The sequence below is a fragment of the Pseudomonas sp. ASL9 genome (genome assembly GCF_056680335.1).
In genome coordinates, this window is sequence record NZ_CM155277.1 from 697,501 (window position 1) to 719,786 (window position 22,286).

At 56.6% G+C, this 22,286-nt stretch carries 20 protein-coding genes, 1 rRNA gene and 4 pseudogenes (1 of these 25 running past the window's edge); 3 read left to right on the plus strand and 22 right to left on the minus strand.

Annotation, left to right across the window (positions count from 1 at the left end; translation table 11 throughout):
• Positions 1–602: ribosomal RNA gene (locus AC1ME2_RS03160) — 16S ribosomal RNA — on the minus strand; it reaches 937 nt to the left of the window's first position.
• 545 nt (positions 603–1,147) lie between these two features.
• A pseudogene (locus tag AC1ME2_RS03165) lies at positions 1,148–1,496 on the minus strand (reverse transcriptase domain-containing protein); the annotation flags it as partial.
• Positions 1,497–1,785: 289 nt separating this feature from the next.
• Here AC1ME2_RS03165 and AC1ME2_RS03170 point away from each other — a divergent pair.
• Both AC1ME2_RS03170 and AC1ME2_RS03175 read left to right on the plus strand, forming a co-directional pair.
• Positions 1,786–1,989, plus strand: coding sequence for a hypothetical protein (locus AC1ME2_RS03170; protein WP_480439260.1), 204 nt, complete (start codon positions 1,786–1,788; stop codon positions 1,987–1,989).
• A pseudogene (locus AC1ME2_RS03175) lies at positions 1,902–2,839 on the plus strand (IS110 family RNA-guided transposase). The gene AC1ME2_RS03170 and the pseudogene AC1ME2_RS03175 overlap by 88 nt, the downstream one beginning before the upstream one ends.
• 80 nt (positions 2,840–2,919) lie before the next feature.
• Here the strand turns inward: AC1ME2_RS03175 and AC1ME2_RS03180 are convergent.
• From AC1ME2_RS03180 to AC1ME2_RS03265, 18 genes and pseudogenes are all read right to left on the minus strand, one after another.
• Positions 2,920–3,750: a methyl-accepting chemotaxis protein gene (locus tag AC1ME2_RS03180; protein ID WP_480441970.1), complete on the minus strand. Its 831-nt coding sequence runs from the start codon at positions 3,748–3,750 to the stop codon at positions 2,920–2,922.
• Positions 3,751–3,774: 24 nt separating this feature from the next.
• Positions 3,775–4,578: pseudogene (locus tag AC1ME2_RS03185) on the minus strand (cache domain-containing protein); the annotation flags it as partial.
• 156 nt (positions 4,579–4,734) lie between these two features.
• Positions 4,735–5,679, minus strand: a complete 945-nt coding sequence (locus AC1ME2_RS03190) for a SphA family protein (RefSeq protein ID WP_480439261.1) — start codon at positions 5,677–5,679, stop codon at positions 4,735–4,737.
• 276 nt (positions 5,680–5,955) lie between these two features.
• Positions 5,956–6,147 (minus strand): 2-hydroxymuconate tautomerase, encoded by a 192-nt coding sequence (locus AC1ME2_RS03195; RefSeq protein WP_480439263.1) that lies wholly within the window; start codon positions 6,145–6,147, stop codon positions 5,956–5,958.
• A 52-nt stretch (positions 6,148–6,199) separates the two neighbouring features.
• Positions 6,200–6,994 carry a 2-oxo-3-hexenedioate decarboxylase gene (gene dmpH, locus AC1ME2_RS03200; protein ID WP_480439264.1) on the minus strand — a complete coding sequence of 265 codons (795 nt, stop codon included), beginning with the start codon at positions 6,992–6,994 and terminating at the stop codon, positions 6,200–6,202.
• Positions 6,991–8,028, minus strand: coding sequence for a 4-hydroxy-2-oxovalerate aldolase (gene dmpG, locus AC1ME2_RS03205; protein WP_480439265.1), 1,038 nt, complete (start codon positions 8,026–8,028; stop codon positions 6,991–6,993). The genes dmpH and dmpG overlap by 4 nt, the downstream gene beginning before the upstream one ends.
• An 11-nt stretch (positions 8,029–8,039) precedes the next feature.
• A complete protein-coding gene (locus AC1ME2_RS03210) occupies positions 8,040–8,978 on the minus strand; it encodes an acetaldehyde dehydrogenase (acetylating) (RefSeq protein ID WP_480439266.1) in 939 nt (312 codons plus the stop codon).
• A gap of 15 nt (positions 8,979–8,993) precedes the next feature.
• The gene (gene dmpE / locus AC1ME2_RS03215; RefSeq protein ID WP_480439268.1) at positions 8,994–9,779 is read right to left on the minus strand and encodes a 2-oxopent-4-enoate hydratase; all 786 of its coding nucleotides are present in this window, start codon (positions 9,777–9,779) and stop codon (positions 8,994–8,996) included.
• Positions 9,780–9,790: 11 nt separating this feature from the next.
• Complete coding sequence (locus tag AC1ME2_RS03220; protein ID WP_480439270.1) at positions 9,791–10,642, minus strand: alpha/beta fold hydrolase; 852 nt, start codon at positions 10,640–10,642, stop codon at positions 9,791–9,793.
• A gap of 7 nt (positions 10,643–10,649) precedes the next feature.
• Entirely contained in the window at positions 10,650–12,110 is a 1,461-nt protein-coding gene (locus AC1ME2_RS03225) for a 2-hydroxymuconic semialdehyde dehydrogenase (protein ID WP_480439272.1), read from the minus strand.
• 35 nt (positions 12,111–12,145) lie between these two features.
• Positions 12,146–13,069 (minus strand): catechol 2,3-dioxygenase, encoded by a 924-nt coding sequence (locus AC1ME2_RS03230; protein ID WP_480439274.1) that lies wholly within the window; start codon positions 13,067–13,069, stop codon positions 12,146–12,148.
• Positions 13,066–13,404, minus strand: a complete 339-nt coding sequence (locus tag AC1ME2_RS03235; protein WP_480439276.1) for a 2Fe-2S iron-sulfur cluster binding domain-containing protein — start codon at positions 13,402–13,404, stop codon at positions 13,066–13,068. Before AC1ME2_RS03235 ends, AC1ME2_RS03230 begins: the two co-directional genes overlap by 4 nt.
• An 8-nt stretch (positions 13,405–13,412) precedes the next feature.
• Positions 13,413–14,474, minus strand: a complete 1,062-nt coding sequence (gene dmpP, locus AC1ME2_RS03240; protein ID WP_480439278.1) for a phenol 2-monooxygenase reductase component DmpP — start codon at positions 14,472–14,474, stop codon at positions 13,413–13,415.
• Positions 14,475–14,484: 10 nt separating this feature from the next.
• Entirely contained in the window at positions 14,485–14,844 is a 360-nt protein-coding gene (locus tag AC1ME2_RS03245; RefSeq protein ID WP_480439280.1) for a phenol hydroxylase subunit P4, read from the minus strand.
• Positions 14,845–14,914: 70 nt separating this feature from the next.
• Complete coding sequence (locus tag AC1ME2_RS03250; protein WP_480439282.1) at positions 14,915–16,468, minus strand: aromatic/alkene/methane monooxygenase hydroxylase/oxygenase subunit alpha; 1,554 nt, start codon at positions 16,466–16,468, stop codon at positions 14,915–14,917.
• Positions 16,469–16,478: 10 nt separating this feature from the next.
• Positions 16,479–16,751: an MmoB/DmpM family protein gene (locus AC1ME2_RS03255; RefSeq protein WP_480439284.1), complete on the minus strand. Its 273-nt coding sequence runs from the start codon at positions 16,749–16,751 to the stop codon at positions 16,479–16,481.
• Positions 16,748–17,749 carry an aromatic/alkene monooxygenase hydroxylase subunit beta gene (locus tag AC1ME2_RS03260; RefSeq protein ID WP_480439286.1) on the minus strand — a complete coding sequence of 334 codons (1,002 nt, stop codon included), beginning with the start codon at positions 17,747–17,749 and terminating at the stop codon, positions 16,748–16,750. Before AC1ME2_RS03260 ends, AC1ME2_RS03255 begins: the two co-directional genes overlap by 4 nt.
• Positions 17,750–17,795: 46 nt before the next feature.
• Positions 17,796–18,065 (minus strand): phenol hydroxylase subunit, encoded by a 270-nt coding sequence (locus AC1ME2_RS03265; protein WP_480439288.1) that lies wholly within the window; start codon positions 18,063–18,065, stop codon positions 17,796–17,798.
• Between the two features lie 405 nt (positions 18,066–18,470).
• On the opposite strand from AC1ME2_RS03265, the gene AC1ME2_RS03270 reads away from it, so the two are divergent.
• On the plus strand, positions 18,471–20,162 hold the full coding sequence (locus AC1ME2_RS03270; protein ID WP_480439290.1) for a sigma 54-interacting transcriptional regulator: 1,692 nt from the start codon (positions 18,471–18,473) through the stop codon (positions 20,160–20,162).
• Positions 20,163–20,434: 272 nt separating this feature from the next.
• On the opposite strand, the pseudogene AC1ME2_RS03275 reads toward AC1ME2_RS03270, so the two are convergent.
• Positions 20,435–20,614, minus strand: a pseudogene (locus AC1ME2_RS03275) (ATP-binding protein); the annotation flags it as partial.
• A gap of 271 nt (positions 20,615–20,885) precedes the next feature.
• Complete coding sequence (gene ltrA, locus AC1ME2_RS03280; protein WP_480439292.1) at positions 20,886–22,124, minus strand: group II intron reverse transcriptase/maturase; 1,239 nt, start codon at positions 22,122–22,124, stop codon at positions 20,886–20,888.
• Positions 22,125–22,286: the final 162 nt, after the last annotated feature.

The following is a 22,286-nucleotide window of genomic DNA, read 5'->3' on the forward strand; positions in this document are numbered from 1 at the left end:
CACATCCAACTTAACGAACCACCTACGCGCGCTTTACGCCCAGTAATTCCGATTAACGCTTGCACCCTCTGTATTACCGCGGCTGCTGGCACAGAGTTAGCCGGTGCTTATTCTGTCGGTAACGTCAAAACAGATACGTATTAGGTAACTGCCCTTCCTCCCAACTTAAAGTGCTTTACAATCCGAAGACCTTCTTCACACACGCGGCATGGCTGGATCAGGCTTTCGCCCATTGTCCAATATTCCCCACTGCTGCCTCCCGTAGGAGTCTGGACCGTGTCTCAGTTCCAGTGTGACTGATCATCCTCTCAGACCAGTTACGGATCGTAGCCTTGGTGAGCCATTACCTCACCAACTAGCTAATCCGACCTAGGCTCATCTGATAGCGCAAGGCCCGAAGGTCCCCTGCTTTCTCCCGTAGGACGTATGCGGTATTAGCGTCCGTTTCCGAACGTTATCCCCCACTACCAGGCAGATTCCTAGGTATTACTCACCCGTCCGCCGCTCGCCACCAGGTACAAGTACCCGTGCTGCCGCTCGACTTGCATGTGTTAGGCCTGCCGCCAGCGTTCAATCTGAGCCATGATCAAACTCTTCAGTTCAAACATCTTTGGGTTTTGACAAAACCCTAAACTTAGCTCAGCAATCGTTGGTTACATCTTTGATTTCTCGCGGAGTAACTTGTGATGCTGACAATCAGTTGACTTCAGTCTTACAGCACAAGCACCCACACGAATTGCTTGATTCAGTTGTTAAAGAGCGGGTGGTTGAGATCTTTCGTCTCAGCCGAGGCGCGCATTCTACAGCAGCCCCTGTTGCTGTCAAGCGGTTATTTTAACAAGTTTCAAAGTTTCCTTTGCAACTTCAACCACTTGCGCTTCGATCAACTTCACGTCTCTCGTTAGCGGGAGGCGAATTCTACAGCGTTACACGCTGCTGTCAACACCTCTTTTCTACCGCTTTCGATCCAGAAGATCAAAACCCCTTCCTCGCCGCTTACTCTGGATAACTCTTTGATTTACAAGGAGTTTTCCGTTTCATCTGCTCCGGAAGAGGTGCGAATTATAGAGAGATTTGACGGGCCGTCAACACCTAATTTCACAAACCTGTCACATCGTTAAAACACGTCTATATATAGCTAACGATGCCGTCGACTGACGATCCCGCCCGACATCACCCCCGCTCCGAGGTAACGGCGGATCAGCTTGATAACTTGCCGGACTTCGATTTGGCGCTGCACGTAAACCATCAGCACATCATGGCTGACCCGATCAAAGAATTTCTCAAGATCAAGTTCCACGCACCAGCGGTGACCCGCCGCCACATGGGCACGGGCGATTTCGATGGTTTGGCGAGCGGTTCTGCCCGGACGAAAACCGTAGCTATAGTAGCTGCAGTGCCTGTTGGATCAAACGGTCCACGACGCAGGGAATACCCAACTGTCTTGTTCCGCCTTGGGGTTTTGGAATTTCGACGGCGCGTACACCTTGAAGGTGTCAAGGGCTGGCTCTCATGTGACGAGCGAAGACGGGCTGAGACATATGCAGCTTCTTATGCAACGTTACAATTTCTTGCGCCGACACTTCTGGCGCCGGCAAGGCGCAAGCCGCCGACTCCGTTCGTCGCCTCTGCAAACGTAACGCGGAATACGCGACCATGCATGGCTTAAGGATTGCACAGGACGCTCGTAGCGGCCCCAGAACGACGTAATTCTGACGCGGCGGCAATCAACTTAACACTTAAGGACTCCAGCGATGCGCTTGGTCAGTCACCGGGAGATGTAACGTGTCAACTCTCAATGAAATCGCAGCGAACCACGCGAGAATGGCTAAGGCACGGGTAGAAGAGTCGACCGAGCAGAGTGAGAGACACTCCCAAATAGTGGGCACTTTCGAAGCTCCATCCCCTCATGCGATACAGCAAATGCCACTGCACCTCGTCGGAGCAAAAGACAACTACCTCGGACAAGCAACGGGCTACTTGCTCTGACTGCGCGCTCTGAGCTTCGACCTTGTTGGCCGCGTTTGACGGCCCTGTGCTGTGCCGGGTCCCATTTTGTCGCTCGCCAGCTGATGGCGATGGGGCACACGGCCAAGCTGGTCTCTCCACAGCTTGTTCGTCCCTTCGTCAAGGGCAACAAAAACGACTTTGTCGACGCTGAGGCGATTTGTGAGGCGGCTTCCCGCCCTTCAATGCGTTTCGTTACGCCTAAAACCGAAGCCCAGCAAACCCTTTCAGTGTTGCATCGTATGCGCGAATCGCTGGTGCGCGATCGCACCAAAACCGCCAATCAGATGCACGGTTTTCTGCTGGAGTTTGGAATCAGCTTGCCTAAAGGCCTGGCGGTTATGAAGCGTTTGGCGAGCGTCTTGCCTGAGCATGAATTACCCGTGCGGCTGACGGTGTTGTTGCAGCGCCTGCACGATCACTTTGTCTACTTGGATGAGCAAATCAAGGCGTTGGATAAAGAGCTGGCGTGCCAACTGGCCGACGATGATCTGGGCAACCGCTTGCTGAGCATGCCGTGTGTCGGCCCGATCACCGCCAGCCTGCTGGCTGTCGAGATGGGCGATGGCAAACAGTATCGCTGCAGCCGCGACTTTCCCGCCTCTGTTGGCCTAGTGCCCAGGCAATACAGCACGGGCGACAAGGCTAACCTGCTGGGGATCAGCAAGCGCGGTGACAAAAATCTCAGGCAGATTGGGTCCGCGCACGGCTGATACGACGGCACTCGAACGTGGTGGCCTGTGCTTTGACCAACAAACTGGCTCAGATCGCTTGGGCGATATCAGCTCGTCATGGGATATTTGAAGTTGAGTCCGATGCCGTGGCCAGCTGACTCAGCAATTATTGTAGTGCCACGAACCACTCCAGGAACGATCGTTTCAGCATCTCGGCGGAAACTGCAATGGCTACCTTTTACACGCGAAACTGTCCCAGTAGTTGATACAGCTGCCTGACCACATGGCTCAGTTGCTGGCTGGCTGAGTTCGACTCTTCGGCAGCTTGAGCATTGCTCTGGGCCAGGCTAGCGGTCTGGGCGACATTTTGGTTGATCTCGTCGACCACATGCGCCTGTTGCAATGTAGCGCTGGCGATGGAAGCGCCCAAACCGCTGATGTTGCGCAGCGCCCCGGCGATCTGGCTCAAGCTGGTGCCGGCCTGACTGGCTTGTTCCAGCGTCAACCGGGAAGCATGACTGCTGGCGTTGATCACACTTACCGCGGCTCTGGACTTACCCTGCAGTTGTTCGATCATCATCTGGATTTCCGCAGTCGACTGCTGGGTGCGCTGGGCCAGCAGGCGTACCTCGTCGGCGACCACGGCAAAGCCGCGCCCCTGTTCTCCGGCGCGGGCAGCTTCGATGGCAGCGTTGAGCGCCAGTAGATTGGTCTGTTCAGCGATGGCACGAATGACCTCCAGCACACCGCCTATCTGAGTACTGTCCTCATCCAGTGACTGGATCACATTCACCGCTTGGCCAATGGTGGTCGACAACTGATCGATCTGCGTCAAGCTGCGGTCGATGCTCTGCAAGCCCTGTTCCGCCTGATGCTCGGCACTACGAACTTCAGCGGCGGCATGTTCGGAGCTCTTCGCCACATCTTGCACGCTATAGGCTACCTCGTTGATAGCTGTGGCCACCTGTTCCATCTGTTGCGACTGCTGACCACTTTGCTGCTGGGCAGCACTGGCGCTGTCACTCAGGGAATGGGCGGAGCGATCCAGCAATTGCGCAGCCTCGAGCATTTCTCCAATCACCTGGCGCAGCTTACCGGTGAAGGCGTTGAAATGCAGTGCCAGGGAACTGAGCTCGTCACGGCCACTCACCTGCAACTGGCGAGTCAGGTCACCTTCGCCACTGGCGATATTGGCCATGGCCTCGACCGTCTGCTGAAGCGGACGGGATATGCTGCGCACGATCAGGCTGACGGCGACGGCCAACAACAAGGCGATCAGCAGACAGAGCAAAGACGTCTGCAGCAGTTCATCGCGGAACGGCGCCTTTATGTCGTCGATGTAGACTCCGGAGCCAAGTACCCAGCCCCAGGGTTTGAACAACGCAATGTAGGAAACCTTGTCCAACGGCTCGCTGTACCCTGGCTTGGGCCACGTGTAGGCAAGCATGCCAGCGCCCTGTTCTTTGGCGATGCGTATCATTTCAGCGGCAAACAACAGACCGTTGCTGTCCTTCAGACCGCCGACGTCCTGCCCCTCCATCTGAGGATTGACCGGATTCATTAGCATCACTGAACGCAAATCCTGGATGAAAAAGTATTCCTGGCTAGCATAACGCAGACCGCGCACCATCTCCTTAGCCTGCTCCTGGGCTTGTTCACGGGTCAGCTTGCCAGCCTGCTCCAACCCCTGGAAATAGGCAAAAACGCCCAGCGTGTTTTCCACAGCATTACGGGGCTGCTGAATCTTGGCGCTGTAGTGGTTGCTATAACTTCGCTGCAGCATGACGGCGGCAAGTGCCAGCAGCATTAACAAAGAAACCAGCAGAATTAGCCAAAGGCGGCGGTTGATGGGCATGTTTCGCAGACTAGACACGGGGATGTTCCTTATTGAAGTCATGTGCTCGGTGCTCGGATATCCACTGCCCGGATCGTTGCGGTAGTCCCCCCTGCTTGAGCATCCGCGCAGACAGGGGGGATTTACCTCCCGAGCTAAAAATTCGGAGCTGACATCAATCCCTTGACAGCTCCTTGAGATTTTTTCGAAAGCTCTAACTCAGAACGGCACCGCCAGCTTCAACCAGTAAGCATCGCCTTGCGCACGATTTCGCACGTCGGATTCCTGCTCCCATTTTGCGGTCAGGAACCAACCTTTGTTGCTGGCGTATTTGATCGAAGGACCAATGGCAAGCGCGTGCCCTTTGTTGCCTTCGATGGTTTCACCGTACTGCCGATCATCTGTGGTCTGCTGATAGACATAGCCGCCCAAACCCACTACCCAACCGCTGCCCAGTCCCCAACCCACCGAATAGTCGACGTGCAACTCTTGGCCTGATGTGTAATCGGTCGCGTTATTTTTCGTATTGAAGTCATACATGATTTTTGCATCGGCATTCAAACCCACCGGATCGATATACGAAAACGCCAGAATCGGTTGTATATCCCAATAGTTGCGACCTATATTGGCCAAATCGTTACGATCATATTCACCGGCCGGCGTAATTATATCGAGTGCGACGATGGCGTGTAACTTCTCGCTCAGGTGATAGCCCAACGCCGTCCCGAGTGTTATATCACCTAATCCTCGCTTTCTTTGCGACTGGCCATTGAGATCAACTTTTAGGTCAACTAACGGCATAATGGTATGGAACCCCAGGGTACCACCCAATATCTGCTGATCGGTCACCCAGATAAAGCGCGGATCAATCGAACTGGCTTGGACTCGAAAGTCCAGCGGCAGTTTTTCGCCGTTGTTACCGCGCAGCGAATCCGCATCGTAATGGCTGGCAAAAACCATACCGTAAAGACCAGGCGGTGGCATCGCGCCGGTCATGTAGTTTTCAGCGCCCATTGGATAGCTGGACCCGCCACCTTCAGTTGCCTGCACACCGTCTGAAAACCCTACCGTCAGTAGGCTCAGACTGATACAGAACAACAAATACAGAACGTAGATAATGTGTGTGTTTTCCGTCAGTAAAATATTGTTTTTATTATTATTCATGGTCACTTCCATTATATCAGAATTTATACACAGTTAATGGTTAATTGCCAAGTAATGATAGCCATTGTAGCGAGCACAGAAACTCAAGAGGCTCTATTTTTACGCGAGGAATAGCAGTCTCCACATACTCACGAAGCTCTTTATTAATAAAGCGAAAAACCGGTTTGATCTCTAATTTCTTGCCGGTTATTCTTCAATCACGTATGACAAAGTACTTTGAAAAATGGGCCAAGCCAAACCATTCTCAGCATTTGTTGATCATGTTATGCACGCACATTAGCGTTTGAGCTTACTTGCCGATTCACCACCAATACCAAAGTGGTTTTTCGGCATTTCGGTGATGATCACTCGGACCCGTTCGATGGGCGCGTCCAGCGAGCGCGACATGGCCTCGCTCACTTCACGGATCAGGGTTTCCTTCTGCTCATTGGTACGACCTTCGAGGATATACAACTGGGCAATCGGCATGGTGCCTTTCCTTGCGTTTAGCGGCCGGCTCGGAAGCCGGCAGTAAAGGGGGTTAGATAAAGCGTGCAGAGACCGAACCGAGGCCCTGGTAGCGTACGGTGATGTTGTCGCCTGGTGCCACCGGCACCGCTGCGGTGATACCACCGGTCATGATGAAACTACCCGCCGGGATGTGTTCGCCGCGCTCGGCCAGCAGATTAGCCAACATCGCCACGCTGGATGCCGGGTGACCGAGCACCGCAGCGCCAGCACCGAGCTCCACCACTTCACCGTTTTTCTCCATCACTACACCGATGGTGCGCAGGTCGAGATCGGCCACATTGGCCATTTTCCCGCCGCTGATAAAGCGGGTCGAAGAGGCGTTGTCGGCGACCACGCTGATCAGGTCGAACTTGAAGTTCTCGTAGCGCGAATCGATCACTTCCACAGTCGGGATGATGAAGTCGGTGGCTGCCAGTACCTGACCAATGTGGCAACCAGGGCCGTACAGAGGTGCCTTGGTAACGAAGCTAATCTCCGCCTCGACTTTCGGATGGATCAGTTTTGAGCAGTCCACTACGCCGCCGTCGGCGATGCTGAAGTAGTCGGCGAGAAAGCCATAGATCGGCGTTTCCACGCCCATCTGCGCCATCTTCGCCCAAGAGGTCAAACCCATCTTCATTCCGACGATCTTGTTGCCTCGGGCCTCCTTACGCCGGCGGATTTCCCACTGCACGTCGTAGGCGTCTGCAAATGTCATCTTTGGATAGTCGTTAGTCACCTTGCTGATCTCATGCACATGCAGTTCAGCGTTTTCGACGTGCTCCGCGAGGGCCAGCACCTGTTCGCGGGTCAGGGTACGGTTCATGAGCGTTGCTCCTTACGGACGGCTAGAAGATTGAGGGCGACATCAACGATCATGTCTTCTTGACCACCCACCATCCGGCGCCTGCCCAGCTCGACCAGGATGTCCAGAGTCTTGAGGCCGTACTTGGCAGCGGCGACTTCGGCGTGGCGCAGGAAGCTTGAGTAAACGCCGGCATAACCCAGCGCCAAGGTCTCGCGGTCAACCCGCACCGGACGGTCCTGCAACGGACGCACGATGTCGTCGGCTGCGTCCATCAAGGTGTACAGGTCGGTACCGTGGTTCCAACCGAGGCGTTCGGCGGCGGCAATGAACACTTCCAGCGGCGCATTACCGGCACCGGCGCCCATCCCGGCGAGGCTGGCGTCGATCCGGTCGCAACCCTCCTCCACCGCAGTAATGGAGTTGGCCACCCCCAGGCTCAGGTTGTGGTGGGCGTGCATACCGGTCTCGGTTTCTGGCTTCAGCACGGCCTTGAACGCACGGAAGCGATCGCGGATATCCTGCATGTTCATGGCCCCACCGGAGTCGGCCATGTACACGCAGGTCGCGCCATAGCTTTCCATCAACTTGGCCTGCGCGGCCAACTGCTCGGCCGGGATCATGTGGCTCATCATCAGGAAGCCAACGGTGTCCATGCCCAGTTCACGGGCGTATTCGATGTGCTGTTTGGACACGTCCGCTTCGGTGCAGTGAGTGGCGATCCTGACCACGCGAGCACCGGCGTTGTAGGCCGCCTTGAGGTCATGCACCGTGCCGATTCCGGGCAACAACAGGGTGGTGATTTTGGCATGGCGGATCACATCGGCAGCCGCTTCGATCCACTCCAGATCGGTGTGCGAGGCGAAGCCGTAGTTGAAGCTGGAGCCTTGCAGACCGTCACCGTGGGCGACTTCGATGCTGTCGACCTTGGCCTTGTCCAGAGCCCGGGCAATGTCCTGCACGTTCTGGATCGAGTACTGATGACGAACCGCATGGCTACCGTCGCGCAGGGTGACGTCGGAGATGTACAGCTTTTTACCGGGATTAAAACTCATGGCGATTCTCCTTAGGCGTTCAGCATCGACAGCGCCATGCGCTCGGCGGTGGCCAAGGCTGCGGAGGTCATGATGTCGAGGTTGCCGGCGTAGGCTGGCAGGTAATGGGCGGCGCCTTCGACTTCGAGGAAAATCGAGGTCTTCAGCCCGGAGAACGTGCCCAGCCCAGGGATCTTCAGCGGTGCCGACTCAGGGATGACGTCGAACTGCACCTTTTGTTTCAAGCGATAGCCCGGCACGTAGGCGTTCACCGCAGCGGCCATTTCTTCGATGGACGCTTCGATCTCAGCCTGGTCGGCAGCTTCGGACAGCACGAAAACGGTGTCGCGCATCATCAGCGGCGGCTCGGCCGGGTTCATCACGATGATCGCCTTGCCCTTGCTCGCGCCGCCGATCACTTCGATGGCTTTGGAGGTGGTTTCGGTGAATTCATCGATGTTGGCGCGGGTGCCGGGGCCGGCAGATTTGCTGGCGATCGAGGCGACGATTTCGGCGTAATGCACCTTGGCCACCCGCGACACGGCGGCGACCATCGGAATAGTGGCTTGGCCACCGCAGGTGACCATGTTCACGTTCAACGAGTGGAGGTTTTGCTCCAGGTTGACCACCGGCACGCAGTACGGACCGATGGCGGCCGGGGTCAGGTCGATCAGGCGGATCCCCGGTTTGATCGAACGCAGGAACGCGTCGTTCTTCACATGGGCACCGGCCGAGGTCGCATCGAAAACGAAATCGATGTCCTTGAACACGTCCATGCGGGTCAGCCCTTCCACCCCTTCATGAGTGATGGCCACGCCCATGCGCTGCGCACGGGCCAGGCCATCGGAGGCCGGGTCGATACCGACCATGACGGCCATTTCCAGGTGTTTTGCATTACGCAGAATCTTGATCATCAGATCGGTGCCGATGTTGCCGGAACCGACGATGGCGACTTTGAGTTTATTGTTCATTATGAGCTCCCAGGATCAAGTGAAACGCACAGAGGCGCTGCCAATACCACCGATGTCGACGCGCATTACATCACCAGCCTTGATCGGCTCTAGTGGTACCAGCGACCCGGAGAGAATCACTTCCCCAGCTTTCAGCGGGATGCCGAAGCGGCCGAGGGTGTTGGCCAGCCAGGTCACACAGTTGACCGGCGATCCGAGTGCCGCCGCACCGGCCCCTGTGCTAATCACATGGCCATTCTTTTCTATCACCATGCCGCAGGTGACTAAGTCGACCTGCCGCGGTGACACGGCTTGGTCACCGAGTATGAATAGGCCGCAAGAGGCGTTGTCTGCCACCGTGTCCTGGATCTTTATTTTCCAATCGCGGATACGCGAATCGACGATTTCGAAACACGGCATTACGCATTCGGTGGCAGCCAGCACATCTGCATTTGTCACGCCGGGGCCAATCAGATCTTTCTTGAGGATGAAGGCGATCTCACCTTCGGCCTTGGGCTGCATCAGCAATTGGCTGATCGGCACCGCTTCGCCACTGTTGAACACCATGCGGTTGGTCAGGTAACCGAAGTCCGGCTGGTGCACATTGAGCATGTTCTGCACCGCCTTGCTAGTAACCCCGATCTTCTTGCCGATTATCTTCTCTCCGGCCGCTAGGCGGCGCTCGAGCATACGCAGAGAGATGTGGTAGGCGTCGTCGATGCTCATGTCGAAGCCCCGCTCGGTCAGCGGGCTGATCGCCTCACGGTTAACCATCGCCTGGTACAGCTCGTCGCCGAGCTCATTGATCAATATCTTGTCCATTCTCGTCTCTCTCAGGAAAGGCTGGTGGCGTCTGCCTCGGCAAGGAAGTCACCGACCAGGCGAGCGAAGCGGGCGGCATGTTCTATCTGCGTCCAGTGGCCGCACTGCCCGAATACGTGCAGTTGCGCGCGGACGATTAATTCAGCCAGGGTCAGTGAGGTGGCTAGGGGGATCACCTGATCCTCGCGCCCATGGATCACCAAGGTCTCATGTGGCAGGGCACGAATATCCGCCACGCTACTGGCCAGGCCATCGACCCAACGCTGACGCGGAGCCGGGAACATCTGCGCGAAGGATTCTTGAAAACCGGGACGTATGCTGGCCTGGTAACGCAACTCGGCCAACTCGTCCGTGACCAAGTTGCGGTCGTAGGCGAAGGTGTCCATCAGCCGGCGCATGCTGGCGAAGGATGGTTCATAGCCCCACACGTCATCGAGGCCTGGGGTGATCGGAAAGCTCACTCCGACGCTGCCCATCAACACTAGCCGGCGCACGCGCTCGGGGTGGCGAATGGCCAAGGCCAGGGCCAGCCCGCCGCCGAAGGAGTTGCCGATCAGGTCAGCCTGTTCAATGCCCAGGGCATCAAGCACGCCAAGTGCATGGTCGACCCAATGCTGCTGGTGGTATTGACCATCTGCCGAGCGCTCGCTGTAGCCGAAGCCGAGCATGTCCGGGGCGATCACCCTGCGGCTCTTGGCCAATTCGGGTATCACCAGACGCCAGTTCGCCCAGGCGGTAACGCCCGGACCGGAGCCGTGGATCATCATCAATGGAAAACCTTCGCCACTGTCATGCAGGTTGGTGCGATAGCCAGCGGCGAGGATTTCGCGGCCGATTTCCGGGCTGTTCCGGGGGGCGTTCATGACGGCCTCACAATTTCACGCAGATGTTTTTCAGTTCGGTGTAGAACTCCAGCGAGTGCACACCCCCTTCTCGGCCGATCCCGGATTGCTTACTGCCACCGAAGGCGGTGCGCAGGTCACGCAGGAACCAGCTATTGACCCAGACGATGCCGGCTTCCAGTTGCGCGGCGACGCGGTGCGCGCGACTGACATTCTCGCTCCAGAGGGTCGCGGACAGACCGAAGGGTAGCCCGTTGGCCAAGGCAATGACTTCGGCTTCGCTGTCGAACGGACGGATATGGCAGCACGGTCCGAAGATCTCCTCAGTAACTACCGCAGAGTCGTCGGCCAGGCCGATCCAGATGGTTGGCTGCACCCAAGCCCCGCCAGACAGCTCGCTCGGCATCTGCGGTACCCCGCCGCCGGTGACCACGGTGGCACCGTCGTCAATTGCTTTCTGGTAGTAGGACAGCACCTTCTCGCGGTGCTTAAGACTAACCAAGGGGCCGAAGTTGCTCGCCGGATCGTCCGGTGGACCGATCACCAAGCTCTCGGCACCCGCTTTCAGGCGGGCGACGAATTCCTCGAAAATCGAGCGTTCGACATACAATCGCTCAGTGCCCAGACATACTTGGCCACAATTGGCGAACGCCGACCGCAAGGTGCCTTCTATGGCCTTATCCATGTCACAGTCGGCAAAGACGATTCCGGCGTTTTTGCCGCCTAGCTCCAGGGAAACCTGACGCACGCCCTTGGCGGCGGCGCGCATGATCAGCTCGCCAGTACCGGTTTCGCCGGTGAAGGTGAAGGCGTCGACATCCGTGTGCTCGGTGAGAAAGGCCCCGGCGGAGTCGCCACCGAAACCATGAACCACGTTGTACACACCGGCCGGCACGCCGGCTGTCTGCATCACCTCGCCGAGCAGGGTGGTGGTCAGCGGGGTTTCCTCGGAAGGCTTAACCACAACGGTGTTGCCGCAAGCCAGGGCAGGGCCGACCTTCCAGGTCATCAATAGCAACGGTAGATTCCACGGACTGATCACTCCGATCACCCCCTTGGGTCGGCGCACCGAGTAGTTGATCGCGCCGTTGCCGTCTGGCGTGGCCATCTCGTAGGCTTCGCTGGGCACGTTCTTCAGCAGGTCGGCGAACACCTTGAAGTTAGCCGCGCCGCGCGGGATGTCGATATGGCTTGCCAGCGACCTGGGTTTGCCAGTGTCCAGGCATTCGGCATCGAGAAACTCGTCGAAGCGCGCGATAATGCCGTCGGCCACTCGGTGCAGGATATCCGCCCGCTCGTTCACGCTCATCTTGCCCCACGGCCCATGCAATGCAGCACGGGCAGCCTGCACCGCGGCATCGACCTCGGCGCGACCGGCCTCGTGCACATTGCCGATCACCCTGCCGTTGGCCGGGTTGATGTCTTCAAAGGTGCGGCCGCTGGCCGAACCGACAAAGGCACCGTTAATGAAGTGCTTGATCTCTTTCATTTGCGCAATCTCTGAAAAAAAGGCGAGCCGGACTTTCAAGTGAGCACGGTCAGGAAACTTTCGTTAAGCACACGGTCGTGATAGAAAATGGCCTTACCCAGATCCTTGGCCAACCAGGTCACTGGCCTGTGGTCCTGATAGTTGTAATCGCCACCACAGAACACCTCGTTGCGATTGCCCGAAGGGTCAAAAAAGTAGATGGTTTTGCCATGGGTCAGACCGTGACGGGTCGGTCCGATGTCGATCGACGTGTCGGTCATGGAAATAAGGTCGGCGGCGCGTAATACGTCTTCCCAGGTTTCCAGATAGAATGAGACGTGATGGAACTTGCCCTTCTCTCCATGCTGAATAAAGGCCACGTCATGAGCCTTGGTTGAGAGGCTGAGAAACTGCGCGATGCGCGTACCCTCGTCGTCAACCACTTGCTCGGACAGGTAGAACCCGAGTACCTCGGTGAACAGATCATGGGTCGCCTGCAGTTCATCGCCATACATCAGGCAGTGATCGAAACGTACCGCGCGCATACCTTCAAGGTTGCGTGGCCACGCTTCCGGGTTGATCTCCTCGACACCCCACTTGCCGGTGTATTCCTTATCGGCATAGAGCTCGAAAAAATGCCCCGATGGTGCCTGAAAACGAATGCGCCGACCGCATCCCTTCAGTTCTCCAGCGGCAATACTTTCGATCATGCACCCGTAATTCAACAGGTCTTCGCTGAGCCTGGTTAGGGTTGCTTCATTGAGCACCTTAAAGCCCATGAAATCCATGCCAGGCTCGTCAGCCTCACGCAGCACCACGGAAAACTTGTCGACCTCAGTCCAGGCCTTCAGATAGATGCGTCCCTGATCGTCGCGGTCCATCTCGATCAAGCCGAGTAGGTCGCGGTAATGGATCAGAGCGCTCTCCAGATTGAGTACGCGAAGCTGGACGTGGCCAGGACGCATAACGCCTTTTTTCATGACAACACCTCTTGCTGGTTTTTGTTGTTGTAATCGCCTGGGCCTTGGCGGCGTAGGCATTCGATGCTCAGGTCGGTCTGGGGAAACAGTTGGCAAGCCAAGGCCAGACCTTGCATGGTCGCTTCCGGCGAAACATGTCTACAGCTCATCTTGCGGCACTGGTAGGTGCCGCTCAGAATGCGCACTTTGCACAGGCCGCAACCACCTCCCCGACAGCCCACGGGCACGCAACGCTTGCCCTGTTGCTCCATCGCGCTCAGCACCGACTGGCCTGGCATGCAACGGAACGACTGACCGCTGACGATTTCGAGAACTTCATAACCAATACTGTTCATGGCGCACCTCAGATGCGTTTGAACAGGGCAGAACGGGTGCTCTCGCTGGTACCGTCAGCAGCGGTGAAAAACCGCTCCATGAAAATGTCGCGCTCGAACAACCGGCCCTGCATCAAGGTCGTAATGGCGGCGTCGATCATTGGTGGAGGACCGCACAGGTAGGCCTTCTGCCCACTGAAACGACCGTCGAAATGCGCTTTGACAGCGTCGTGTACGAAGCCCTTGAAGCCTTGCCATTCAGGATCGTCATTGGCTTGGTTGAGCGCCGGCACGTAGCTGAAGTGTTCGTACTGCACCGCCAACCCCTCGAACAGCTCGCGGTTGTAAAGCTCGGCACGGTTGCGTGCACCCTGGAACAGGGTTATCCGGCGACCGTCGCCTCGCTCGAGCAGATCGAGGATCATCGACTGCGGACTAGACAGACCAGAACCACCGGAGATAAAAATCAAGGCGCCTGCTTGGGAGTCGCGGACAAAGAACTGACCATAGGGCCCGGACAGCTCCACCGGATCGCCGACTTTCAGCTGATTGTGGATAAAGCCGGTGGCTACCCCGCCCTCGACCAGGCGCACATGAAGCTCTATCTCGTCGGCCTTGCTCGGCGGGTTGGCCAGGGAGAAAGCGCGAGTACCGTCTATACCCGGCAGGACCAGGTTGACGTATTGCCCGGCCTGGAACGGCAGAGGCCGATCTAGTCGGATGTGCACGCCCTTGATGGTTGGAGAGAGATCGACGATGGCACTGATCACCCCGTGGTAATCCGCTACCGGATGGCCGAGGAAGTCCGGATCCGCATCGACGTCGGCCTCAATCACTAGGTCGGAGAGTGGTATGGCGCAGCAGGCTAAAACCTTGCGTTCGTCACGTTCAATGTCCATCAGTGCGAATGGAGAGGCCGCGCCGATATCCACCTCTCCCTCGACCACTTGCACTTTGCAGGTGGCGCAGGTCCCATGCCCGCAGGCGAACGGCAGCCAGACACCTTGACGCAGGGCCGCCTGAAGAATGGTCTGGCCCTCCTCCACTTCGATGACTTCACCGGTCGGTTCAATAGTGACGTTGTAACTCATAGCACACCTCTCAGCAGCAAGAACCCTGGATACCGGACAGGCCTGGTGTGCTCAGGCGCAGCAGACTCTTGTGATCAACGCCGTTGGCCTCCAGGCTCGCGGCATGGTCTGGGGTTAGACGCTCGCCATTGAGGGTCCAGACGGCCGCTGAAAAATCGACTCTGGCGCTGTCCGGATGGGCTTTGATCGCGTCCTTGAGCACCTGGTCGATGAACTCGGAAAAGGTCATTGTCGGGGCAACGAGAAAGGCAAAGGGCGAACAGAAAATCAGGTGCTTTTCCCAATAGACGTAGAGCAGCTGCATCCCATTGAAATTGGCTTGCAGGTCGCGCGGCGTGGAGCTGTATTCGCTGATGGCGTTAACAGTCATGAGTTGACCCTCTTGTTCTTGGAATAGGGGAGTCAGGGGCGGCAGCGCCACCCCTAACCGGGGCAATGCATTAGGCAGCGTCGAGCTTGCTGTCCGCTCCGGCGGGTGCTTGCGGGGTGCCAAGTTTCTTCCAGGCCAGCCAGCGCAGATACTCGGGCGAGCCGACGTACTCGAGATTGTCCACACCGGTTTTCAGGTGGTAGTACTTCTCAACCACGGTTTTTACGTCGCTGCCCTCGCAGTTGCCCTGGTAAATCTGGTGCACCGGCAGCCAGGCCTGGACGTACTTCTCCGGTTCGAACTGGAAGATGTCGAGGCAGCCATCCGAGCAGAAGTGATAGCGCTCGCCTTCATGCACGATCTGCCGGTGGCTGAGCATGGTTGGGTCGTCCGGCTCGGTGAACAGCGGCGGCACCTGGCATACCTGGCACAACAGCGGCAGGGTATGGTTATAGAAACGCTCGCCCTTGGCATGCTGTTGCTGCCAGTGATCAAAACGCGGACGGTAGTATTTATCGAAAGTATCCGGGTATTTTTCCGCGAGCCATTGCTGCTCTTCCTCGCTGGGAATCCAGGTGTGGAAGTTGGTGGCCTGGCTGTACTGGTAGAAGGTCGACCAGATCTGGTGGGTGATGTGTTCCTTGCCGATATTTGCCTGTTCCTGGTACTTAGGCGGACGGATACCGTAGCGCTCAAGATCCTTGAACAATGCGCCGCCGTTCTGCTCGTAATAGACTTCCCAGGCTTCGGCCCAAGACATCACTTTGTTCGGCAACATATAGTCCATCATCATGCCGACCAGACTGAGCAGGCGGTAACCGCGCCAAAACCACTTATCGATCCAGCGCTGGATGATCGGCACATTGTCTTCGTGCTGTTCAAGCATGAACTTGATCACTTCCAGGCCCAGGGTCATGTGCCGCGCTTCGTCCGACTGCGCGGAAAAACCGAAGGTGACCGTGGCCATATCGCCGTTGTAGGCGGCACCGGACATGAACGGTATAAATAGCAGGTTGGTCAGCACGTACTCGAAAGAGAACGAAATGGCAGTAAGGAATTCAAACGGACCGGCCGAGCGCGCGTCGTCAAAGAACGACTTGGGCACCGAGAGGAACCACAGCCGGTCATGCATGTGACCGAAGTCATGCAGGCCGTTGAAGTGCTTGTTGTAGTGGCTCATCGCGTGAATCTGCGTCTGCACGTGGCGCAGCTCGTCGATCGCCTGCATCTGACAGGCGACTCGCGCACCTGCACCGCTGAACTGCCGACCGGCTCGTGAGTAACCCTGGAAGGCACCGTATTCCAGTGGCGAAACGCCGGCGAGGAAAAGCTTCAGGGCATTTACGTAACGCGCATCGGAGATGTTCTGGTGGCCGTTGTTCTGAGCGAAGGCGTCGAAGATCGCATAGAGCTTCTTTTCCTTCTCCGCCTGGTATTTCCAGTATGCATCCATGGTCAGGCGAAACGGATCTTCCCACTTGTCCCAGTCGATGATCTTGATGCCTTCGAAATCTTCGTCGGGAAAAATGTCAGCCTTCTTCTGATAGCTCGGCTCCCAGGCCATGTCACGGGTCAGGTACTGGTACTTATCTTTCAGGCTGAGTTTTTTCTTCTGCGTAGTCATGGTCTGCCTCCTAGTTCTTCCACTCGAGGACGAAGCTGTCGTCGTCCTCTGCCACGTTGCCGCCAATGCTGATCACGTCGGTCAGCATTTCCTGGACATCCCATTCGCGACCGATTTTTGCTTCCACCGTCGCGCGGCGAATCTCCAGGCGCTTCTCGGCCTGGACGCGGATCATCGCCGGCATGTGCTGAACCTCGGCGTGAGGGTTGTCCTCGGTAATGGCGTCGACCAGGTAGCGGGCATTATCGTTGTCCTGAAATACGATGAAGGCGAGCTGTTTCATGCCGGCACTCCTTGGCTGCGCAGACCGAGTTTTTGCAGGCGCACGGCTAACGCGGCGCGGACCTCATCGAGGGCGGCCTGGCCGGTAGCCTCTTCGGCCCATGGTTGCAGGGCGGCATAGGCACGTGGTTCCCACACATCTACCCAGGCCTGGATCAGTTCCCGGTTGCCTGCACTTTCGGCCAGCACCACCTTGAGCATGGCGTCGACCCAGCGGATGCTTTCGGCGTACCAGTCGCGCATGAATTCGGTCAGCATCGACACGTCCCCCGCACCTTCTTCGCCCAATTGCTGGTCGAATCGCTGGTACATCAGCGGATAGCTCATACCATCTAACAGCAGGTTCTGCGCCAGGGTCAGCTCAAACCAATCCTTAATCACCAGACTGTCTTCGACGTAGCGGCGGAGGCCTTGCCAGATAGGGTCATCCATCCAATAACCCTTGGCTTGATCCAGCACACCACCGCTGCCCTCACCGACCAGCAGGCCAATACGCGATAGGTACTGGCCAATCCCCAGGCGATCCATGGCCTGATAGATATGCATCTGGGTCATGGTGGCTGCGATACAGTCGCCAGCAATACCGCTGTTGTTCATGTTGGCGCCCATCTCGGCATGCCGCAGTGGCACTAAGTAGCGCAGGATCTTGTTCTTCAGTGCCTCGGGTAGGCGACTCAGAAGGCCGCGTTTCTCACAGAAGCCATAGGCATGTTCGGTGGCTTCTTGCATCCGCGCGCGGGTCTGCACATAGACACCGTAGTAGTACTGGCGCGGATCGGTGACCGCGTGCCAATCGACCATGCGAATCGCCGTGCGGCTAGGATCGTTGAGTTGGCGCTGAGGGTCCCACAGAGGTCGGTAGTGGAAGTTTGTGGTCGCCTCTATGTCGTAGCTAGCTTCCTGATAACGGCTCGCTGGCTTATCACCAAAGCGGCGTTGCAAGTGGGCATAGGTATGGCGGAGAGGCTCCGTCGTAGTCGTTTTGATTTCTATGTTCATATCAACCGTACCGTCTTGTTGTTGTGTGTCCGGCTATCGCTTGTGTTTAACGTCGGTCGCTCGCTACGCGTCGTCCGATATCACCAAAGCGCCACTTGGCCATGTCTTCATCCACTGCCCGGCACATCGCTGCATCCATCTGCACTACACGGTTGTGCTGGCAGAATGTTTTGAAGGCCTCGTGCGGCAGTACCAGTTCAACGAACAGTTCCGGATGACCGATGGCGAAGTCGAATTCGACGAACCGAGCATCAGGCTCGCTGCGAATCCGGATAAAGCGGGTCATCTGATCGAAGGGGATAACAGAGGCATTCATCGCGGCAGAGTCCTGGCTAGTTGCTGGCATGAGATCCAGAGCAAAGCCTGTGCCACTTGCGTGAATAATCATGCAACACACTGTTTTATAAGCACTTAAAAGTATTTTTCGGAGTGCTAAAAGATGAGAATGGACAAGCGCCTCTTCGGGCGTCTACGCGCTTTTTTCAGCATTTGATGAATCGCTTCGAAGCACTTAATCAAATGCTGAAGACAGAACACGACTCAGTGCCTTCTTCCTGCTGGGTTAGCATTTGATTTGACTTTCATCTGCCAAAAAGCAGAAATGGTGAATGACGTTGTGCCTATTCCGGTCGAAAAAACCAATGGGCGTCCCCGCTGAATCGCCGGCTGCCCAGACACGTCAGGTGCTTCAGCTTCCTAACAATAAATATGGGACATCCGCATGCCGATTCACCATAAACCCGAAGTTCAATATGCAGATATCAAGGACCTTTCGGGACTCATCCATTTCCAGAGTACAGAAGGCAAAATTTGGCTGGGTGAGCAACGTATGCTGCTCTTACAGGTGTCCGCGATGGCTAACTTCCGCCGGGAGATGGTCAACACCCTGGGCATTGAAAGGGCGAAGGGCTTTTTTCTACGTTTGGGCTATCAATCCGGACTGAAGGACGCTGAACTGGCCCGCAAGCTTCGCCCCAACGCCAGCGAATACAATATATTTCTCGCTGGCCCCCAGTTGCACTCACTCAAAGGGCTGGTCAAAGTGCGCCCCATTGAAGTCGTTATCGACAAGGAAAGCGGACGCTTTTACGTCGAGGTGGAGTGGATTGACTCCTTTGAGGTGGAAATCTCTCAGACCGGGCTAGAAGAGATGCAGGACCCAGCGTGCTGGACTCTGGTCGGTTACGCATGCGCTTATTCCTCGGCATTCATGGGTCGCGAAATCATCTTCAAGGAGGTCAGTTGCCGCAGCTGCGGTGGTGACAAATGCCGCGTCATTGGCAAGCCTGCCGAAGAGTGGGAAGACGCGGAGAGCTTCAAGCAGTACTTCAAGAGCGACCCGATCATCGAGGAACTCTACGAACTGCAATCTCAATTGATGTCTCTGCGAACCAATCTTGACAAGCAGGAGGGCCAGTACTACGGCATTGGTCAGACCCCGGCTTACCAGAGCGTGCGCACCATGATGGAAAAAGCCGCCCAAGGCAAAGTCTCGGTGCTGCTACTTGGAGAGACTGGAGTTGGTAAGGAAGTCATCGCACGCAGTGTTCATTTACGCAGCAAGCGCGCCACCGAGCCCTTCATCGCGGTGAACTGCGCAGCGATTCCCCCGGACCTGATCGAATCAGAGCTTTTCGGTGTGGAAAAAGGTGCCTTCACCGGGGCCAACCAATCTCGAATGGGCCGCTTTGAGCGGGCTAACAAGGGCACCATTTTCCTCGACGAAGTGATTGAGCTAAGCCCCCGCGCACAGGCCAGTCTCCTACGCGTACTGCAAGAGGGCGAGTTGGAACGGGTTGGCGACAATCACACACGCCAAATTGATGTGCGGGTAATCGCCGCTACCCACGAAGACCTGGCAGAGGCGGTCAAGGCCGGACGTTTCCGCGCCGACTTGTACTACCGGCTCAATGTTTTTCCGGTATCGATTCCGGCTCTGCGTGAACGCCGCGAGGACATCCCACTATTGGCCGAGCACTTCCTCCGGCGTTTTCACCAGGAGTATGCAAAAAAGACCTTAGGCCTATCCGACAAGGCCTTGGAGGCTTGCCTGCATTACGACTGGCCGGGCAATATTCGCGAACTGGAGAACGTCATCGAGCGCGGCATCATCCTCACCGAACCCAATGAAAGCATCAGCGTACTGGCGCTGTTCCCACGGCCGCCTGACGAGTCACAGATCGCCAGCGAAAGGGTCTCATCGGAGGGCGTGCTGATCCAACCGGGAAATAGCGAGGGCAGCTGGATCAGCCAGTTGTTGGCTAGCGGCCTGAGCCTCGATCAGATTGAGGAAAGCCTGATACAAGAGGCTATGCGGCAGGCTAAGCAGAACGTCTCCGGGGCCGCACGCCTACTTGGTCTAAGCCGACCTGCTTTAGACTATCGCCTGAAAAAAATCGGCATTGAAGGCTAGGGTCCGCTGTCGTTTCAGCACAAGCCGCATTGCTGCGTAAAATCTCGTCGGGCTAGCTCCGGCAATGCTCGACGAACTGGGTGTATCGGTGTTCGGCCGGTCGGGATGAGCAGATCAGGGCGGCCAGAGCATCGTTCCAGAACGATTCGGCTTTTAGAACCAGCCCTTTGCGGATTCCACGCCATCCGGCCACTCATTCCACCAACATCCGGCCACCTGTTCCACGCTTATCCGGCCGGGCAGTCGGAGCGCAGCGACGCAGGTTTGTATTGTTAGTCTGAAGTACCCGCTGTCGTCAATTTCGTCGAGCGTCTGCGCATTGATTCGCCCTTCAGTTCGAGGCGGTAAGCGTTGTGCACCAACCGGTCGAGGATTGCATCAGCCAAGGTCGGATCGCCGATCAGCTCGTGCCACTTGTCCACCGACATCTGGCTGGTCACCAGCGTTGAACGTGGCTTGCTTCCGACTAGCCTCGTAGCGACGGCCTCCCGCGACCAAGTCGCGCCTTGAGCACTCAAAACCGCCATTAAGCGTAACCTGCGCGACCCCATGACTTAGCGCTATGACAGGTCAGTCCGTCTGACTCGATACTGGTGAAACCTGAACAGCTCCTCTCTGATTTTTTGCTGCGATTCACCCTCTATTGCAACCGAACACATGGCATCGATTGCATACCGCACGACGATCATCTCGCCGTGTGCGGCAGTTTGGTCCATCTCCCGACTAGCCGATCAGCAGCCGGATTTTATCGACCAGCGCATTCATCGTTTGAGCAGTGCTGAAGTAGCCTGTTTCTGCACTGTTCATGCAAGCAAGCCCAAATAGATTGTCTTCAAACCCCATCTCTTGGTAAGCAGTCCAAAACACTTGTAAATGGTTGTCGTCGTAGTGATCCGCGTAGTCACCTTTAATCAGTGGCATGTACTTGAATAGCTCGGATAGCGATGTCGGGATCTCCTTGAGCGTTGCTCTCATACGCTTGCCGATGGTCACGCGCCCAACCACGAACATACCGCTCTTGGTTTGATCACAGAAATGCGTGAACCCGAGAAAGTCGAACGTTTCGGGCTTTCCTTCTCCACGCTTCTTGCGATCTTCGACCGCGAACCAGCCAAACCGCAGCAAACGTGTTTTCTCTGGGTGTAGAGTCAGGTTGAACTGAGCCAGTCGAACTTCCAACGCATGGCGAAAACTCCGTGAATCTTCATGTTTTTCAAACCCTAGCACGCTATCGTCTGCGTACCGCACGGCAATCATCTCACCCTGTGCCGTACGCCCACGCCATTGCCTGACCCACAGATCCATCACGTAGTGCAGGTAGATATTGGCTAGTAGCGGTGAAATAGGCGCACCTTGTGGTGTGCCCTGCTTCGCAGGAATTCGCTTTCCGTTTTCAAGAACACCTGTACGCAACCATCGGGCTATCAACGCTAACACCCGTCTATCCGCAATTCGGTGTTGCAGGAAGCACATCATCCACTCGTGATCGATGGTGTCAAAGAGCGCACGAATATCCACGTCCAATACCCAGCGCACACGAGAGTCTTGTATTCCTACCGATAAAGCGTCCAATGCATCGTGTTGCCCTCGACCAGGGCGAAACCCATACGAAAGTCCGAGAAAGTTCTGCTCATAAATCGCATTGAGCACTTGTACGACTGCAGCCTGGACGATCTTGTCCTCCAAGGCGGTCACGCCCAGCGGCCGCTCGCTACCGTCTGCCTTGGGGATGTACACCCGCCGGACAGGTTTGGCTCGATAACGACCACTGTGCACGTTGTCGTGCAGGACTTTCAGCTTTGCAAGCAGATATTGCTCGTACTCTCGCCACGATAGGCCGTCCACACCACTGGCCGCATCTCGCTTGAGATTGTAGAAACTCTCGCGCAACAGCTCGACCGTTACGTGGTGCAGCAGGCTCGTGAACTTGACCCGGCGATCCCGCCGGGCTGCTTGACGCACAACGAGCAACCCCGACAACGCACTTGTCCGGCTCTGAGTCCGGGATGCGGAAGGCTGTTCACTGTTCCCCTTGGCTAACTCCCTTTCCTCCATTACCTCCGCTGAGCCAAGCTCATTGTTCGGCAACTTCTTAGGTACTACGGAATTATCCGACTTCTCATA

What these genes read in the sequence shown, in the direction of transcription:
- dmpE (WP_480439268.1), bottom strand. Translation starts at nt 9,779, where the DNA reads ATGGACAAGATATTGATCAATGAGCTCGGCGACGAGCTGTACCAGGCG.
- AC1ME2_RS03250 (WP_480439282.1), bottom strand. Translation starts at nt 16,468, where the DNA reads ATGACTACGCAGAAGAAAAAACTCAGCCTGAAAGATAAGTACCAGTAC.
- AC1ME2_RS03225 (WP_480439272.1), bottom strand. Translation starts at nt 12,110, where the DNA reads ATGAAAGAGATCAAGCACTTCATTAACGGTGCCTTTGTCGGTTCGGCC.
- AC1ME2_RS03220 (WP_480439270.1), bottom strand. Translation starts at nt 10,642, where the DNA reads ATGAACGCCCCCCGGAACAGCCCGGAAATCGGCCGCGAAATCCTCGCC.
- AC1ME2_RS03265 (WP_480439288.1), bottom strand. Translation starts at nt 18,065, where the DNA reads ATGAATGCCTCTGTTATCCCCTTCGATCAGATGACCCGCTTTATCCGG.
- AC1ME2_RS03190 (WP_480439261.1), bottom strand. Translation starts at nt 5,679, where the DNA reads ATGAATAATAATAAAAACAATATTTTACTGACGGAAAACACACACATT.
- AC1ME2_RS03230 (WP_480439274.1), bottom strand. Translation starts at nt 13,069, where the DNA reads ATGAAAAAAGGCGTTATGCGTCCTGGCCACGTCCAGCTTCGCGTACTC.
- dmpP (WP_480439278.1), bottom strand. Translation starts at nt 14,474, where the DNA reads ATGAGTTACAACGTCACTATTGAACCGACCGGTGAAGTCATCGAAGTG.
- AC1ME2_RS03180 (WP_480441970.1), bottom strand. Translation starts at nt 3,750, where the DNA reads ATGCTCGAGGCTGCGCAATTGCTGGATCGCTCCGCCCATTCCCTGAGT.
- AC1ME2_RS03235 (WP_480439276.1), bottom strand. Translation starts at nt 13,404, where the DNA reads ATGAACAGTATTGGTTATGAAGTTCTCGAAATCGTCAGCGGTCAGTCG.
- dmpH (WP_480439264.1), bottom strand. Translation starts at nt 6,994, where the DNA reads ATGAACCGTACCCTGACCCGCGAACAGGTGCTGGCCCTCGCGGAGCAC.
- AC1ME2_RS03260 (WP_480439286.1), bottom strand. Translation starts at nt 17,749, where the DNA reads ATGAACATAGAAATCAAAACGACTACGACGGAGCCTCTCCGCCATACC.
- AC1ME2_RS03270 (WP_480439290.1), top strand. Translation starts at nt 18,471, where the DNA reads ATGCCGATTCACCATAAACCCGAAGTTCAATATGCAGATATCAAGGAC.
- dmpG (WP_480439265.1), bottom strand. Translation starts at nt 8,028, where the DNA reads ATGAGTTTTAATCCCGGTAAAAAGCTGTACATCTCCGACGTCACCCTG.
- AC1ME2_RS03195 (WP_480439263.1), bottom strand. Translation starts at nt 6,147, where the DNA reads ATGCCGATTGCCCAGTTGTATATCCTCGAAGGTCGTACCAATGAGCAG.
- AC1ME2_RS03255 (WP_480439284.1), bottom strand. Translation starts at nt 16,751, where the DNA reads ATGAAACAGCTCGCCTTCATCGTATTTCAGGACAACGATAATGCCCGC.
- AC1ME2_RS03210 (WP_480439266.1), bottom strand. Translation starts at nt 8,978, where the DNA reads ATGAACAATAAACTCAAAGTCGCCATCGTCGGTTCCGGCAACATCGGC.
- AC1ME2_RS03245 (WP_480439280.1), bottom strand. Translation starts at nt 14,844, where the DNA reads ATGACTGTTAACGCCATCAGCGAATACAGCTCCACGCCGCGCGACCTG.